Source organism: Mangrovimonas cancribranchiae, from assembly GCF_037126245.1.
Lineage (GTDB): Bacteria > Bacteroidota > Bacteroidia > Flavobacteriales > Flavobacteriaceae > Mangrovimonas > Mangrovimonas cancribranchiae.
The window spans coordinates 1995150-2010240 of sequence record NZ_CP136925.1 but is presented as its reverse complement, the minus strand read 5'-3'; the positions used below and the strand labels follow the sequence as shown (position 1 = coordinate 2010240).

The window sequence follows — 15091 nt, the reverse complement described above, 5'->3', positions numbered from 1 at the left end:
AACAAGACTTCTATGAAAAGACATAATTTCAAAAAATTGCACATCTGGATTGAAGCAATGGACTTGGTTGATGATAATTATTCTATAACACGAGAATTACCTGACTATGAAAAATTCGGATTAAGAAGCCAGATGAATCGATGTGTTATTTCTATTGCTTCAAATATATCCGAAGGAACCAGTAAAAAAACAAATAAACATTTTATTCAATATTTAGAAAATAGTCTTGGATCAGCTTTTGAATGGGAAACCCAACTAATTATCTGTTATCGTCAAAATTATTTAGAAGAAGATAAGTTTCTTGATTTGCAGAATAAGGTTCAGATAATTCAAAGTAAAATTTCAAAATTTATTGATAAACTAAATCTAAATGGTTGAGTCGTGTTTCTTGTATCCTGTTTCATTTCTCAATAATATAAAATACTATGAACAACAATATTTCAATCAAAAAAATAGAACAATCAAAAGTCGATACCATTGACTTCAATAATATACCATTAGGAACCTCTTTCACAGATCATATGTTTATCTGCGATTATAAAGATGGTCAGTGGCAAAACCCAAGAATAGAACCTTTAGCATTAATTCCAACACATCCTGCAGCTATGGCATTGCATTACGGACAAGCCATTTTTGAAGGAATGAAAGCTACGGTAAACAGCGATGGTGTGCCAATGTTATTTCGAGCTGATAAGAATGCAGCCCGATTAAATTTTAGCGCAGACCGAATGGGAATGCCCAACGTTCCTGAAGACTTATTTGTAGAAGGCTTAAAACAACTGGTTGCATTAGATAAAGCTTGGATTCCACCTCAAGATGGTAGCGCCTTGTATTTACGCCCGTTTATGTATGCCGACGAAGCTTTTATAGGTATGCGTGCGGCTACCAGTTATAAGTTTATTATTATGGCGTCTCCCGCTGGACCGTTTTTTAGTAAACGCATTAACCTTTGGGCTGAGAAAAAATTCGTTCGTGCTGTTGATGGCGGAACAGGTGAAGCTAAAGCTGCCGGAAATTACGCTGCTGCTATTCGCCCAACCGAGTTGGCAAAAGCCAAAGGGTACGATCAAGTATTGTGGTTAGATGCAGTTGAGCACGAGTACATTCAAGAGGTGGGAACAATGAATATCTTCTTCAAAATTGATGGAGAATTCATCACGCCGCGTCGCGATGGCGCCATTCTCGATGGTATTACCAGAATGAGTGTTATCGATATTCTAAAGGATAAAGGCTTTGAAGTTATTGAGCGCCCAATCACGCTAACCGAAATTCGCGAAGCTTCAGAAAAAGGTATTCTAGAAGAGGCTTTTGGAACAGGAACAGCGGTTGGGATTGCATATATTCAAAGTATTGGGACAGCAAATGGCGATATTCACGTTTCTGATGAGAGTCCGGTAGGATTAGAAGTTAACGATACGCTAAATGCCATTAAAACAGGAAAAATTGAAGATAAATTCAACTGGATGATAAAGGTTGAAGAGTAATTCATTCCTGTGTAGGAAGGAATCTTTAAGCAGAAAGGGATAGTATAACAAAAAAAGATTCCCACTTTCGTGGGAAATAGTTATGAATAAAGACATATTAAAAAAAGGATTTACCAATTTAGTAACCGCCAAAACCATGGCAGAATTGTATGAAGCCAACTTTAAAGTAGTTTCAAAATACGTGCACGCCACATCACGTGGTCACGAGGCGATTCAGACGGCTTTAGGAATGCAGTTGTTGCCTCAAGATTATGCATTTCCGTATTACAGAGACGATGCGATGTTATTGGCTTTTGGTATGACACCTTATGATTTAATGCTTCAGGTATTAGCTAAAAAAGACGATCCATTTTCTGGTGGAAGAACCTATTATTCACACCCAAGTTTAAAAGATGCTGATAAGCCTAAAATTCCACATCAATCTTCGGCAACAGGTATGCAAGCCATTCCTGCAACAGGTGTCGCGATGGGAATGCAATATTTGGAAAAGCAAGGACTTCAAAATTCAAATGTTGTTCAGAACGATAACGAAGAATCTAAATTAAATCCAATCACCGTTTGTAGTTTGGGTGACGCATCAGTAACCGAAGGCGAAATTGCAGAAGCTTTCCAAATGGCTGCTTTAAAGCAAATGCCTATTTTGTATTTGGTTCAAGACAATGGTTGGGATATTTCAGCCAACGAAGCCGAAACCAGAGCACAAAGTGCAGCAGAATACGCCCAAGGATTTCACGGATTGGAAGCGATCTCCATAGATGGCGCTAATTTTATTGAAAGTTACGAGACGCTAGAAAAAGTGATTAAAACCATACGAGAAGAACGTCGTCCAATTTTAGTTCACGCTAAAGTACCGTTGTTAAACCACCATACGTCTGGTGTGCGAATGGAATGGTATCGTGATGACTTGGAAGAAGCGAAATCACGTGATCCTTATCCAGTGCTTAAACAACAATTATTAGATGGTGGTTTTTCAGAAAAAGATATAAATAACATTGAAGCCGAAATAAAGCTAAAAGTTGAAAAAGATTTTCAAAAAGCCTTAAAAGCTGAAGATCCAACTCCAGAAGATTTATTTACGCACGATTTTGCACCAACACCAATTACCGAAGAACAAGGCGAGCGTTCGCCAGAAGGTGCAGAAAAAGTCGTAATGGTAGATTGTGCTTTATTCGCTGTTGAAGAATTAATGAAAAAATACCCAGAATGTTTGTTATACGGACAAGATGTAGGAGGTAGACTTGGTGGAGTGTTTAGAGAAGCTGCAACCTTAGCACAGAAATTTGGTGATGACAGAGTTTTCAATACGCCAATTCAAGAAGCATTTATTGTGGGGTCAACTGTTGGTATGAGCGCTGTTGGCTTAAAACCTATTGTTGAGGTGCAGTTTGCCGATTATATTTGGCCAGGACTTAACCAATTATTTACAGAAGTGAGCAGAAGTTGCTATCTAAGTAATGGGAAATGGCCTGTAAGTATGATTTTACGAGTGCCAATTGGGGCTTATGGAAGTGGCGGACCTTACCATTCATCTTCTGTGGAAAGTGTGGTGACTAACATTAGAGGTGTTAAAATTGCTTACCCAAGTAATGGTGCTGATTTAAAAGGCTTGATTAAAGCTGCGTATCACGATCCAAACCCAGTAGTTATTTTTGAGCATAAAGGGTTGTATTGGTCCAAAGTGCCAGGAACGCAAGGAGCAACTTCAGTAGAACCAGCTGAAGACTATGTGTTGCCTTTTGGAAAAGCTTGGGTATTACAAGAAATCTGGAAGCAAGATGATGTGGAAACGTGCACTATTGTTACCTATGGAATGGGTGTACATTGGGCCATGAATGCTTCAGAAGAGTTGGGAATAAAAGATCAAATAGAAGTCATCGACTTGAGAACATTGTATCCGTTGGATGAAGATACTATAATGAAGTCAGTAAAGAAAACTGGCAAATGTCTAGTAGTAACCGAAGAGCCAAGTAATAATAGTTTTGCTAGAGCATTGGCTGGGAAAATTCAGGAAGAATGTTTTAAGTATTTAGATGCACCAGTAATGACTATTGGTAGTGAGAATATGCCTGCGATTCCGTTGAATTCAACATTGGAGCAAACCATGATTCCTTCTATTGAAAAAGTAAAAGTTAAGATTGAAGCGTTATTAAGTTACTAACGAATTTTGACGATACTTTCTAAAAATAGAGTCAACTAATGATTATATTTGATGAATATTTGTATATTTATCGAACTTTGTTTGAAAACTATTAATTAAATTAAATTATGAAAAAGTACTTATCACTTTTAAGTTTTATAGCGTTTCTTTTTGTAGGGATGCAATCGTCTGTTGCCCAAGATAATGTGAAAGCTGAAGCTGTTGCTAAAGAAAAAACATACAATCTACATCAATTAGTGGAATTATCAGGACAACAGCAGGGGGAAGTTTTTAAGGTATTAGTAAATGCTGAACAAAATTTAGCCGAATTAAAAAAAATGAATAATTCTAATGCTATTAAAAGCGATGGAATTGAGTCGATAAACAAAACTATCGATATAGAATTTAAAAAGATATTGACAGAGGAGCAATATAAAACCTATAAAAAGTCTTTAGTTAAAGAAAAAAAATAATAAATTTATTTTAAGGATAAAAGGCAGCTAATTAGCTGCCTTTTTTAATTTTAGTTATTCTTTAATTTCTGGCGGATATTTCGCTAATATCTCTTTAACAAATTCATTTATAATTTCAATTTTACTTTCTCTGTTTTCAGAGAGATATCCTGTACCTTTACCTTGCCAAATAAGTTCTTTTCTTTCGGCATCGATTAAATCAATGTATAGAATGCCTTCGGTAGAGGTAGAAACAGTTGTGTTATAATTATTCCAATACCAAGGACTCCAGCCCCAACCATATCCGTAGGGGCCGTTATTATTATACACATTTATTTCTTCTCTAGACTGCGTAAATATACTAACTAGTAAATCTGGATTTTCCGATTTTGTGAACCCTTTTGCTAAAAGTTCTGTTTCTATAGCTCTTAGTATTCTACGTTTGTCAAGATCGTTTATTTCTGCTTTGTCAATACCTGCTTTATAAAAAGCAAACGATTTGTAAGTGTCAAAATTTGCATTCTTGTCGTAATCTGAAACAACTTTTATAGAACTGCAAGATGATAGAATAATGAAGCATAACCCTATCAATAAATAAGTGGATGCATTTTTCATAACGTTTTATTTTTAATTTACAGTTAAGATAATAAATTATCGTCAACTAAGTTTGGTATTGTAACTTTTAGATTAGGTTCAGTTTCCATAGCGCGTTTAATAGCAAAAACGGCACCTTCATTTCTTGCCCAGCTACGACGTGAAATTCCGTTGTTAACATCCCAGAAAAGCATTGATTTTAAACGTCTTTCAGCATCAGAACTACCATCAAGAACCATGCCGAATCCTCCGTTTATAACTTCGCCCCAGCCAACACCACCGCCGTTGTGAATGCTTACCCAAGTGGCGCCTCTAAAACTATCGCCTATTACATTTTGAATCGCCATATCTGCTGTAAAACGTGAACCATCATAAATGTTACTTGTTTCTCGATAAGGCGAATCGGTACCAGAAACATCATGATGATCACGCCCTAAAACAACATAACCAATGTCACCTTTATTAATAGCATCGTTAAATGCTTTAGCAATTTTCATGCGTCCTTCGGCATCAGCATATAGAATTCTAGCTTGCGATCCAACAACTAATTTATTCTCTTGAGCGCCTTTTATCCATTGAATATTATCGGCCATTTGTTGCTGAATCTCCTTAGGTGAGTTTTTCTTAATCTCTTCTAAAACTTCACAAGCAATGTCATCTGTTTTTTGAAGATCTTCTGGTTTTCCAGAAGTACAAACCCATCTAAATGGACCAAAGCCATAATCAAAACACATGGGGCCCATGATATCTTGAACATAACTAGGGTATTTAAATTCACGGCCTAATGTAGGGTTTTCTGACATCACATCAGCACCAGCTCTTGAAGCTTCCAATAAGAAAGCGTTTCCGTAGTCAAAGAAGTATGTTCCTTTAGCTGTATGCTTGTTTATTGCGTCTGCATGACGACGTAAGCTTTCCTGAACTTTTTCCTTGAATAGTTCTGGATTTTCTGCCATCATTTTATTAGAAGCTTCAAAAGATTGGCCTGCTGGATAATAACCGCCAGCCCAAGGATTGTGAAGAGAGGTTTGATCGCTTCCTAAATCAATTTGAACATTAGCCTCATCAAATTTTTCCCAAACATCAACTACATTACCCAAGTAGGCCAGAGAAATGGTTTCTTGTTTGTCTTTGGCTTGTTTTACACGTGATACTAAATCGTCTAAATCTGTAATTTTTTCATCTATCCAACCTTGATCTAGTCGTACTTGAGTAATTTTTGGGTTTACTTCGGCACATATAGTAATACAGCCTGCAATATTTCCAGCTTTTGGTTGTGCTCCAGACATACCTCCAAGTCCAGATGTTACAAAAATGTGACCTTTAGGTGATTTATTAATTTTTCGGAAACCGTTTAAAACGGTAATAGTGGTACCATGAACAATACCTTGAGGACCAATATACATATAGCTTCCAGCAGTCATTTGTCCATATTGAGTAACTCCTAAGGCGTTAAATTTTTCCCAGTCATCAGGTTTAGAATAATTAGGAATCATCATTCCGTTAGTTACGACTACTCTTGGTGCATCTTTATGAGAAGGAAACAAGCCCATAGGATGACCAGAATACATAACAAGCGTCTGTTCGTCTGTCATTTCTGCTAAATACTTCATTGTTAGAAGATATTGTGCCCAATTAGAAAATACTGCGCCATTACCTCCGTAAGTGATAAGCTCATGAGGGTGTTGGGCTACGGCATAGTCTAAATTATTTTGGATCATGAGCATGATAGCCGCAGCTTGTTTGGACTTTGCTGGGTATTCTTCTATAGGGCGTGCGTACATTTTGTATTCTGGGCGAAAGCGGTACATATAAATACGCCCGTAGTTTTCTAGTTCTTCTGTGAATTCAGGTAATAAAGCAGCATGATGTTTAGGCTCGAAGTAGCGTAAAGCATTTTTTAAAGCTAGATTTTTTTCTTCTTTTGTAAGAATTTCTTTGCGTTTTGGCGCATGATTTATAGTGTTATCGTAGGGCTTAGGTTTAGGTAATTGGTTTGGAATGCCTTGTAATATATGTTTTTGAAATGTCATGTTTATTGTTTTTATGATGAGTATAGATGTTTTTTGTTAGTATGTATGAAGAAACTGCTATCCAAATATGTTGCTTGGATATAACTAAAAACATCTAAGGATACCTAATGTCAACACGATGATGCGTGTAGGCGACTTTATTGCGGTATGTCATGAAAAAAATATCCAAATTATTTTTTTTGAGTATTTGTTTTTTTGTCAAACCCATAGGGGCAGTGTCTGCAACCGCTTTCGCAACAATAGCCACGTTTTAAGTGGTATTGTTCTGTAAAACAGCGATAGCCATCTGGGGTTAAATAATAATCGCCATCTTCAATAGGGATTCGTTTTTTTATCATGTTACAAAGATAACGTAAATTGGAGTGATTTTTGTAATGTGTTTGCTGTGATTATTTATTCAAAATATTTAGTGCCCAAAGGGTTTATAGGAATTACTTTGTTTCCTTTTATTGTTTTAAAACATAGTATTAAGAGGACGAGTAAGACATTGATTAATCATGAAAAGATTCATTTAAGACAGCAGCTAGAGCTTTTAATTATATTCTTTTACTTGTGGTATGTTGTTGAGTTTTTATATAGATGGGCAATACATAAGAATAGGCAACTTGCTTATAAACATATTTCGTTTGAGTGTGAAGCTTATGCTAATGAAAACAACCTTGACTATTTAAAGTCAAGGCCGCTGTGGCGTTTTGTGTGTTATATCTAGAGTCTGATAACTACTTTTTGTGATTTCTGCATTCCATTTTTTAATGTAATGTTTATGATATAAGTGCCGTTAGAAAGTGTGAAGTTTTTAATGGTAGTTTCTAAAGTATTTAGATTATTATCCTCGAATATTTTCTTGCCTAACATGTCATAAATAGTTGCATTTGTAATAACACTTGATTTAGCGGTTATCTTGACATAACTATAATTAGGAGTTGAAATTATAATGTTGTCTTGGTTTTCTTCAATATCATTAATAGATAATCTGTTATCTCTGTAACGTAATATAAACCGATCGTTAAATTCACCAGAATTGGTAGTGAAGTTATATGGAGAGGATCTAAGATCGTGTAACGTGTTATTGTAGAGGTCTTCTAGATAAATAGTTTGGTTTGTGGTCTCAAATAATCCATCTAACGTATTTATAGCAATTTTATATGTTCCATTTTGTGCTGCAGTAAAACCTAAAGGAACGGTGTCGTAATCTGAAAAGGGAAGTGTTCTGCCTTGAATCGCTAAAAAGTTTTCGTTTAAAATAGAATAAAACTTTGTCGAAGTTCCTGATAAAGAGTGACTATCATAAAGATTGTCAAGATTATTAGAGGCGTTTTCAATATATCCTATTAAAATAGATGAAGCTTTTTGACTAGGAGTAATTAAATCGACCCAGATACGATGTTTCTCTAAATGATTATTTTCACTAGTTCTGTAAAATTGATTATTGTCGTAAGGAGTAAAACCAGAATCTACACGCATATCGTTATTGAATGTTACTGTGGAAGGTGAAGGTTCATTATGATTCATAAGTACAAAAAAGGCCTGTCCAGACGCAATACTCCCATTAAAACCAGGAGGGTTAGAGCCTGTACTATTATATGCTATATAATCGTTAGCATCGTAATTATATACGTAATCGGCATAAAAAGGATCGCCAATAGCGTTGCTAGGAGCATTAAGATGTCTCCATAAATAAACGGTTCCTGAAATAGGAGGCGTATTACCAGTGATAACAGTTGCGTTTGAAGCTATAAATTCATCGGCAGAAATGGCGGAAGGGTAAGGGTTTCCAACTAAATTCCAGTTGTCGTCTAATTCTGTTGCAATCGTACTGCCACCTCCTGGGTAGTCTGGTCCTGTGTAATTACCATGACTTATTTGCTTGGTAATTTGTCCATTTCTCGCAGTTCCAATAAATTCGGTTGTATTGAGGGCTGCTGTTGTAGTAGGGGTGGTTCCCGAAATGCCTCTTACAATGTAGCCTTTTCCGGCAATCATGTTTTCCGATGCGTTTTGCCAAATACCATACGTATTGGCTGTGGTAGGAATCCATTCCCAAATATAGCTGTTATTTGTGCCTGGCGAGATGTTATCTACACTAAAATTATCGGTGGGTGATGCCCAGTAAATGTAATCTTGATTATTTACATTGGAAACTGTTCTTTGTACATGGATATTTCCAGAGTTAATGGCATTAGCTCCAGTATTGGTTATTTGTATTAGGTTTCCTCCATTTCTAACTAATAACATTCCATTAGTATCAATATTAACCCAGTCGGTAATCATAATGTTTGCATACTGCTGAATTTCTAAATACCCATTGTCTTGTACTGTAAGGTTTCTTCCGTAGCCAGGAATTGGTGGTATTGGTGTAGATCCAATAACAATAGGAGATCTATTGTTTGTAGTAGTAACATCTGGAATAATAATACAGTCAGTATTGGTTGGTATACCATTAGGCGTCCAATTATTAGCTTCATACCAATCGGTGTCAACTGAGCCGTTCCAGATTTTACCTCCCCGGGTGATGGTTATTGTGTCAGTTTTATCACACCCGTTATAGCCTTCTGCGGTAGCAGTATAGGTTTCAGTACCATTAGGAGCTGCGTAAACTGTGTCAGTAAAACCTCCAGCATAAGGAGTAGTTAAGCCAGCATCTGTATATAAACCATTAGTTGGCGACCAAGTTATTTGAGCTGATGGTGTTGCGTCTGCTGTTAAGAGGATGTCATCTATTGCCCAGTAGAAAAATCCAAAAGGATTACCATTCATCAGGAATCGGATTTGCAAAGAATTGCCGGTTAAAGAGGAAAGGTCAATATTGATGGTTTCAGGATCAATATTATTGGCTACATTTATCGCTGAATACTGATTAACCCATCCAGCACCATCTAAATTTGTCTGTACATAAATAGAGTAAGGATAAGTTGCACTATAATGCCATAAATAGTGTTTTAAACTTAATTGAAGATTGGTTTCTCCTGCTATATTGATTGAGGGAGATCTTAAAGTCCAAGTACCAGTATCTGAAGTGCCAGAAATCCAGTCTAACATAGCTTCATTGGCGTTTCCTCCGGCTTCATTAGTATTTGATATTGTCCATTGTGTATTTGTAGTTTGGTTGTTGGCAGTCCATCCTGTAGGAAAGGTAGCTCCATTGAAGTTTTCTTCAAAAACAGTTATAGTTGCGGCGCCATTAAACACTCCTCCAGAGGCTGTTAGTTCAGCATATTGTAGATTGCAACTGGTTGCTCCTAGTGGCGTTAAAGTAGAATTAATTACGACATCTGTTGGTTCAGGCAGAATATTGGCTACTACAGGGATTCTTTCAGATTCACAAGTTCCATTGTAAGCGGAAACATAATATGTTGTTGTGTTTGAAATGTTAGGCGTTGTCCAATTTCCAGTTGTGGTTGAAACAGGAGTTCCTCCTGTAAGGGTTTCATACCAATAAAAATTGGTTGCTCCAGCTGTTGCTGTTGCGCTTAGATCTACAGTGCCTTGACCACAGTTGTCTCCATCAGTGGTTGCGGTTATGTAGTCATCACATAAAGTAATACAGTTGATGTTTGCTTCCCATCCTGTATCTGTTACAGAAAAATCACTTTCAAAAACAAAAGTCAATGCTCCTGTTGTATGAGTTGATGTAATTGTTCCTGGGCTAGTATCAAAAAAAGCTCCTATTAAAGGTGAAGATGTGTCTGGGCCGTCGTAAACCGTTAAAGTATCACAACAGTCCTCAATGTCAAAAGTCGTAAATACTGCTTCAATAACTTGATTGGGTTGGTCAGGATAAAAAGTATAAGTTTGATATTCATTGTCAGAATAATTTCCTGAACTACCGCCGCTATCGTAAAACACACTACCGCATACTGGTGGCGTGCTGCAAGTAACATCGGCGTACCAACCGGAACTAACCCCAGAACTATTGCTTGTGAAAATAAAGGTTAAAGCGCCTGAGGTATCGGTGGAGGTATAAGTAGATATGCCTGTTACGTTTCCTAGGTTTGGTGCAGAAGTATCAGCGCCGTCGTAAACTGTTAAGGTGTCTCCAAGACTCAAATTGAATGATGTGAAATCTACGGTTACTAAACCTCCAGCAACTGCGGGATAAATAGTATAAGTTTCAGATTCATTGTTGGAGTAATCTCCTATGTCTCCACCACTATCTGTAAATTCGCCACCACATACTGGTATACCATCACAACTTGTGGTGCCAAGTCCACTTGTTTGTTGTAATGAAATAAATCCTGGCGAGCCATTAAAATTTGTGATGAGAACAACATATATCTCCCCAGTCGTAGCACCATTGATGGTCAATGTTTCTGTGGGTGCAATATCAAAACTGCAATCGGTGATGCTGTCGGGGTTATATGGATAGAAATTAGGATTGGTGGTATTGTTTGGGCAAGTTGGACAATCGGTGAGCGTTATGTTTGCTTGGGCATCGGCTATTGAAGCAAATGGCCCCCAAGCAATAAAATCGACGTCAATAGGAGTTCCTCCAGTATCCTCCTGCGAAATGGTGAAAACAAGATCGCCAGGTTGATCAATGGTTAAATAATAATACGCTGGGTTTGGTATGGAGCCAAGACATCCTACATCTGTGGCGTCAGGTTGACCAGAAACATTCGGGAACACTAATTCAGAACCTCCAGAGCAAAAAGGTTGTGCTGTGGCAACCGAATCTCCTTGGGGAAAAATGGTTCCTGTTATGAGCAGCGTAAATATTTTGAAGAGTAATATTCTTTTCATATGTAGGATCATTTTTTATAAATACTTTCAAACTTCCATTCGGTAGATTCGCTACAGTTGTCACTAATTAAGGTAGCCTTCCATTTAAAACACTTACTCATCAAATCTTGGTAAGTAATTATCATACTGTTTGTTGGCTTGTTGTTTAGGTTTGTGATGGTATGTGTTCTTGCTTCAGATCTTTTAGTGCCGTCAAGTTCATTCCAACAACCATTGAGAGGCTGAATGACTATTTCGAGCTTGAGGTTGCTACGTTTGGAAGTTTTTGAGAAATCCCAATTTAGTTTGATGTCATCAATGTTGGGCTTAAAACCATCCAGACGTGTTGTTTGTATTGAATATTCTTCTGGACAATTATTTTTGTTCTGTGCGTTTGTACTGTGGATAAAGATAAATTGTGTAAATAAAACAATAATCAGAACCTTAATTGTAACACGCTTTTTAAAAATGGGGTGTAATTTTCTAATCATAAACATTTACTTTTGACTTGTCATCAAATAAATATCCATAACAGAAGTTTGAGATATATTGCTAGAAATAGGGGATTATTTTATAAACATATAGTTTTGTTGTTAAAAAGGCAATTATTTTTTAATAAAAATGTTAATAATTTTATTTTTTTTGAAAAACAAATCAATAAGATATAAAGAAAGAGAGATCGTTATAAAACAGGAGTATCTCAATCACGAGTTCATCTCTGGGAACAAGCTTCGTAAGTTAAAATACAACCTACAAGCTGCAAAAAGCACTGGGCTTGATACATTATTGACCTTTGGAGGTGCTTTTTCAAATCATATTGCAGCGGTAGCGGCAGCAGGGAAAGTCTACGGTTTTAAAACTATAGGGATTATTAGAGGCGAAGAGGTTAGTTCAAAAATAGCCAATAACCCAACGCTATCTTTTTCGCAATCTTGCGGTATGCAGTTTAAATTTGTATCGCGTTCAGATTATAGAAATAAAACTAAAACTAGCTTTATAGAAAACCTAAAAAAAGAATTTGGAGAATTTTATTTAATCCCAGAAGGAGGTACTAACGTATTAGCGGTAAAGGGATGTGAAGAAATTTTAACAGAGAGCGATGTGGATTTTGATTATATATGTTGCCCTGTTGGTACTGGAGGAACTATTTCTGGAATTATAAACGCTTCTAAACCACACCAAAAAATTCTTGGGTTTCCAGCCTTGAAAGGTGATTTTTTATCAGATGATATTCGTAAATTTGCAAAACATGATAATTGGGAGTTAATACAAGACTATCATTTTGGTGGTTATGCTAAAATAAATACCCAATTAATCAGTTTTATTAATACGTTTAAAAAAACGTATCAAATACCATTAGACCCCATTTATACAGGAAAAATGATGTTTGGTGTTTTTGATTTAATTGATAAAGGATACTTTAATAAAAACTCAAAAATACTAACCATTCATACAGGTGGTTTACAAGGAATACCAGGAATGAATAAAAGGCTAGAAAAAAAGAATTTGCCGTTAATTGATTAAAAAGTCATGAAAAAAATACTATTATATTTAATTCTAAGCATCTTTATTTTTAGTTGTGGTTCTTCAAAAAAAACAACAGCTAAAAAACGTAATAATTCTAAACGTGTTGTAGTAGATAAGCGCACAACCAATAATGAAACCAATAACACGAATACAGAACAAAACACTAATTCAAGTGGTTCTAAAACAACCTATGCTAACCCTACCGAAGCATATATAGCTAACTTCAGTTCTATCGCGCAAGAGGAAATGCAACTTTATGGTATACCGGCAAGTATAACTTTGGCGCAAGGTATTCTGGAGTCTGGATCAGGAAAAGGACGATTATCTGTAGAGGCAAATAATCACTTCGGAATAAAATGTCATGAGTGGACAGGTACTAAAATTTATCATGATGATGATAGGCGCCAAGAATGTTTTAGAAAGTATAATCATTCTAAATATTCATTTAGAGACCATTCACAATTCTTAGCCGAACGTAAACGATACCGCGGATTATTTGATTTAAAACAAGACGACTATAAAGGCTGGGCAAAAGGATTAAAAGCAGCAGGTTATGCTACCGATAGAAAATACCCAGATAAATTAATAAGCTTAATAGAACGTTACCAATTATACGAATTTGATGATGAGGTGTTAGGTAATGGTTATAGTCGTGCTAGTACAAATACTACTCGAGTTAGTACGCATTCTCAAAACAATTATGTAGTAAAAAAAGGAGACACTTTGTATTCCATTTCAAGACAATTTAATCTTACGGTTAAACAACTACAAAAAATTAATAATCTTTCAGGAACTAATATTGATGTTGGTCAGGTCTTGACAATTAATTAAAAAGCACATTTTTATGACATACGAAAGAAGCAGTACATTATTTAAAGCTGCCGAACAAGTAATTCCAGGTGGTGTGAACTCACCCGTTAGAGCATTTAAAGCCGTTGGCGGAACGCCTATTTTTATAAACCAAGCAAAAGGTCCTTATTTGTTTGACGAGGATAACAATAAATATATCGATTATATTAATTCATGGGGACCTATGATATTAGGTCACGCCTACCAACCTGTTGTCGATGCAGTAATAGAAGCCACAAAAAAAGGCACCTCGTTTGGAACACCAACAGAAATAGAAACCAAAATAGCCGAATTAGCTGTAAACATGGTGCCTAATGTAGATAAAATCAGGTTTGTGAACTCTGGTACAGAAGCCTGTATGAGTGCCGTTAGATTGGCTAGAGGATTCACAGGAAAAGATAAAATTATAAAGTTTGAAGGTTGTTATCATGGCCATAGCGATGCTTTTTTAATTCAAGCAGGAAGTGGCGCAATAACATTTGGGTCACCCAATAGTCCAGGAGTAACACAAGGAACTGCAAAAGACACCCTTTTAGCAGAGTTTAATAACATTGATAATGTTAAGCAAATAGTAGAAAGCAATAAAGATGATATTGCTTGTATAATTTTAGAACCCGTGCCTGGTAACATGGGATGTATTCCGCCAAAAAATAATTTTTTACAATCGTTACGAGCGTTGTGTGATGCAAATAACATTCTTTTAGTTTTCGATGAAGTAATGACGGGCTTTAGGTTAGCCAAAGGTGGCGCCCAAGAACTTTATAATGTCAATGCCGATATTGTTTGTTTTGGTAAAGTAATTGGTGGCGGATTGCCTGTTGGAGCTTTTGCAGCACGAAACGAAATTATGGATTATCTAGCACCAGTAGGGCCAGTTTATCAAGCAGGAACATTAAGCGGAAATCCTTTAGCAATGGCAGCTGGATTGGCAATGTTGTCTGCGTTAAATGATGAAGCTACTATTTTTAATGAGCTAGAGGAAAAAACAAAATATCTTCATAAAGGTTGCTCCGAAGTATTAACAAAACATGGTATTAAACATACTATAAATAGAGTAGGTTCTATGATGTCTATTCATTTTAGTGACGATGAAGTAAAAGATTTTCAATCTGCAGTAAAAGGTAATAATGATAAGTTTAAAGCCTTTTTCCATGGTATGCTAAATCATGGCGTTTATATTGCACCAAGTGCTTTTGAAACCTGGTTTATTACAAACGCTCTGTCTTACGATGACTTAGACGATACTATTGCAGCCTGCGATAAGGTAGCTGCTAGTTTATAAATAAAAAAAGCATT

Annotated in this window: 12 protein-coding genes; 7 read left to right on the top strand and 5 right to left on the bottom strand. The window is 36.2% G+C overall.

All coding sequences use genetic code 11. The features are described 5' to 3' along the window. The first annotated feature begins 12 nt into the window (after positions 1-12). The 4 genes from R3L15_RS09165 (at position 13) to R3L15_RS09150 (ending at position 4094) form a co-directional block, all read left to right on the top strand. Complete coding sequence (locus R3L15_RS09165; RefSeq protein WP_338731272.1) at positions 13-378, top strand: four helix bundle protein; 366 nt, start codon at positions 13-15, stop codon at positions 376-378. Between the two features lie 47 nt (positions 379-425). After that, positions 426-1484: a branched-chain amino acid aminotransferase gene (locus tag R3L15_RS09160; RefSeq protein WP_338731271.1), complete on the top strand. Its 1059-nt coding sequence runs from the start codon at positions 426-428 to the stop codon at positions 1482-1484. Positions 1485-1566: 82 nt separating this feature from the next. Further along, positions 1567-3642: a thiamine pyrophosphate-dependent enzyme gene (locus R3L15_RS09155; RefSeq protein WP_338731270.1), complete on the top strand. Its 2076-nt coding sequence runs from the start codon at positions 1567-1569 to the stop codon at positions 3640-3642. 107 nt (positions 3643-3749) lie between these two features. Then, positions 3750-4094 (top strand): hypothetical protein, encoded by a 345-nt coding sequence (locus tag R3L15_RS09150; RefSeq protein ID WP_338731269.1) that lies wholly within the window; start codon positions 3750-3752, stop codon positions 4092-4094. A 54-nt stretch (positions 4095-4148) separates the two neighbouring features. Here R3L15_RS09150 and R3L15_RS09145 read toward each other — a convergent pair whose 3' ends face one another. The 5 genes from R3L15_RS09145 to R3L15_RS09125 form a co-directional block, all read right to left on the bottom strand. Further along, positions 4149-4688, bottom strand: coding sequence for a DUF4136 domain-containing protein (locus R3L15_RS09145; RefSeq protein ID WP_338731268.1), 540 nt, complete (start codon positions 4686-4688; stop codon positions 4149-4151). Between the two features lie 23 nt (positions 4689-4711). Then, a complete protein-coding gene (locus R3L15_RS09140; protein ID WP_338731267.1) occupies positions 4712-6700 on the bottom strand; it encodes a urocanate hydratase in 1989 nt (662 codons plus the stop codon). Positions 6701-6870: 170 nt separating this feature from the next. Beyond that, positions 6871-7038, bottom strand: coding sequence for a DUF5522 domain-containing protein (locus tag R3L15_RS09135; RefSeq protein ID WP_338731265.1), 168 nt, complete (start codon positions 7036-7038; stop codon positions 6871-6873). A gap of 367 nt (positions 7039-7405) precedes the next feature. Further along, positions 7406-11440, bottom strand: a complete 4035-nt coding sequence (locus R3L15_RS09130) for a CUB domain-containing protein (protein WP_338731264.1) — start codon at positions 11438-11440, stop codon at positions 7406-7408. Positions 11441-11448: 8 nt separating this feature from the next. Further along, the gene (locus tag R3L15_RS09125) at positions 11449-11910 is read right to left on the bottom strand and encodes a hypothetical protein (RefSeq protein ID WP_338731263.1); all 462 of its coding nucleotides are present in this window, start codon (positions 11908-11910) and stop codon (positions 11449-11451) included. Positions 11911-12040: 130 nt separating this feature from the next. On the opposite strand from R3L15_RS09125, the gene R3L15_RS09120 reads away from it, so the two are divergent. Genes R3L15_RS09120 through hemL form a run of 3 tightly spaced genes read left to right on the top strand, consistent with a single transcriptional unit; the run spans position 12041 to position 15077 of the window. Then, positions 12041-12943, top strand: coding sequence for a pyridoxal-phosphate dependent enzyme (locus R3L15_RS09120; RefSeq protein ID WP_338731261.1), 903 nt, complete (start codon positions 12041-12043; stop codon positions 12941-12943). A 6-nt stretch (positions 12944-12949) separates the two neighbouring features. Next, on the top strand, positions 12950-13777 hold the full coding sequence (locus tag R3L15_RS09115; RefSeq protein WP_338731260.1) for a glucosaminidase domain-containing protein: 828 nt from the start codon (positions 12950-12952) through the stop codon (positions 13775-13777). 13 nt (positions 13778-13790) lie between these two features. Beyond that, the gene (hemL, locus tag R3L15_RS09110; RefSeq protein WP_338731259.1) at positions 13791-15077 is read left to right on the top strand and encodes a glutamate-1-semialdehyde 2,1-aminomutase; all 1287 of its coding nucleotides are present in this window, start codon (positions 13791-13793) and stop codon (positions 15075-15077) included. Positions 15078-15091 lie beyond the last annotated feature (14 nt).

Bases quoted from the DNA above. Each gene is read 5' to 3' on its own strand.
- R3L15_RS09165 (WP_338731272.1), top strand. From the start codon at position 13: ATGAAAAGACATAATTTCAAAAAATTGCACATCTGGATTGAAGCAATG.
- R3L15_RS09160 (WP_338731271.1), top strand. From the start codon at position 426: ATGAACAACAATATTTCAATCAAAAAAATAGAACAATCAAAAGTCGAT.
- R3L15_RS09155 (WP_338731270.1), top strand. From the start codon at position 1,567: ATGAATAAAGACATATTAAAAAAAGGATTTACCAATTTAGTAACCGCC.
- R3L15_RS09150 (WP_338731269.1), top strand. From the start codon at position 3,750: ATGAAAAAGTACTTATCACTTTTAAGTTTTATAGCGTTTCTTTTTGTA.
- R3L15_RS09145 (WP_338731268.1), bottom strand. From the start codon at position 4,688: ATGAAAAATGCATCCACTTATTTATTGATAGGGTTATGCTTCATTATT.
- R3L15_RS09140 (WP_338731267.1), bottom strand. From the start codon at position 6,700: ATGACATTTCAAAAACATATATTACAAGGCATTCCAAACCAATTACCT.
- R3L15_RS09135 (WP_338731265.1), bottom strand. From the start codon at position 7,038: ATGATAAAAAAACGAATCCCTATTGAAGATGGCGATTATTATTTAACC.
- R3L15_RS09130 (WP_338731264.1), bottom strand. From the start codon at position 11,440: ATGAAAAGAATATTACTCTTCAAAATATTTACGCTGCTCATAACAGGA.
- R3L15_RS09125 (WP_338731263.1), bottom strand. From the start codon at position 11,910: ATGATTAGAAAATTACACCCCATTTTTAAAAAGCGTGTTACAATTAAG.
- R3L15_RS09120 (WP_338731261.1), top strand. From the start codon at position 12,041: ATGTTAATAATTTTATTTTTTTTGAAAAACAAATCAATAAGATATAAA.
- R3L15_RS09115 (WP_338731260.1), top strand. From the start codon at position 12,950: ATGAAAAAAATACTATTATATTTAATTCTAAGCATCTTTATTTTTAGT.
- hemL (WP_338731259.1), top strand. From the start codon at position 13,791: ATGACATACGAAAGAAGCAGTACATTATTTAAAGCTGCCGAACAAGTA.